At 54.3% G+C, this 1,351-nt stretch carries 1 protein-coding gene; it reads right to left on the reverse strand.

The features are described from left to right. Window positions 1-243: 243 nt before the first annotated feature. Window positions 244-1,263, reverse strand: a complete 1,020-nt coding sequence (locus CHB75_RS21180; protein ID WP_089274142.1) for an IS110 family RNA-guided transposase — start codon at window positions 1,261-1,263, stop codon at window positions 244-246. Window positions 1,264-1,351: the final 88 nt, after the last annotated feature.

Raw genomic sequence — 1,351 nt, forward strand, 5'->3', positions numbered from 1 at the left:
TGTGTGGATAGCTCCTGCATAGCAAGACATATTTGAAGTAATTTCGCACTGGTCAGAAGCAGACGTGTGTCCGGCCTGTTTGCGCGGCGCTCGTAGCCGCTGGCCCTGATGGTTTCCGCAGACCAAGTCCCAAACGGCTTATCGAACAACAATGTGTCCTGGACATTCGACGGGGTGTCTTGGTTGGCGGGCTGACTGTGCGCCATCATTTCAAAGGTCTTGCTGTCTCGGGTGTTCCTTTTATTAGGCTGTGCGAGGCCGATAGTATTCGTTCTTCGTCAGTACCGCCCAGACTATTCGTGCGGTCTTGTTCGCCATTGCGACGGTCGCCAGTCGAGCTGGCTTGCGCTCAAGAAGGCCGATGGCCCATGGATCGACGCGGTCAGGGGTTACTTTCATCTGTCGCAACCGCGCTGTCATGCCGGTCACCAAAAGGTGCCGAATGTAACGGTCACCCATTTTCGTGATCCGCCCTAATCTTTCCTTTCCGCCACTGGATAAGTTCAAGGGTGTCAAACCTAACCATGCCGCAAATTGTCGACCATTCTTGAACTGCTTCGCGTCGCCGACTGTGGCAACAATAGCTGAAGCGGTGACAGGCCCAATGCCTGGTATCGTGCGCAACAACATCACGCGCTTGTCCAGTTTCGAATGAAGCCGCATGCGCATCTCGTACCAACGGAACCGGAGATGCATCGCAACAAGTTGGTGGCTGAGTTGTCTCAGAACATCTACTGCAATCTGCGGTAGGGCGGGCTTCTCTCCCTCGAGAACACCTTTCGCGTATTTGACCGCCGCTCCAGTTCCTTGTTGAATGATGACACCAAACTCGGCGAGCAAGCTGCGAAGCATATTGCTCAGTTGCGTTCGCTGCCTGACAATCAAATCGCGCGCACGATGCAAGAACAAGACGGCTTGCTGTTCCTCGGACTTGGGCGCAACAAACCGCATCGTCGGGCGTGTCACCGCTTCACAGATAGCTTCGGCATCATTGGCGTCAGATTTGCCGCGTTTGACATAGGGCTTCACATAATTGGCCGGGATCAACCGAACATCGTGCCCAAGCTTGGTGAGTTCTCGCGCCCAATAGTGGCTGGATCCGCATGCCTCCATGCCGATCAAACAGGGCTCCAATTTGCTGAAGAACTGCATGAGTTGTGCGCGACGGATAGCTCGATTGAAAACAACCTCCCCATCCTTCGCAATTCCGTGGACCTGAAAAACATGTTTGGCCAGATCAATACCGACTGTTGTAACTTGCATTGGGTAGCTCCTTTCCTAGCAGTGATAGACAACTGCAGTATGGCGCATTGCGACGCCGGGTGGAGCAGGAGCTATCCACCCCATCCGC

The sequence above is a fragment of the Puniceibacterium sediminis genome (genome assembly GCF_900188035.1).
Classification (GTDB): Bacteria; Pseudomonadota; Alphaproteobacteria; order Rhodobacterales; family Rhodobacteraceae; genus Puniceibacterium; species Puniceibacterium sediminis.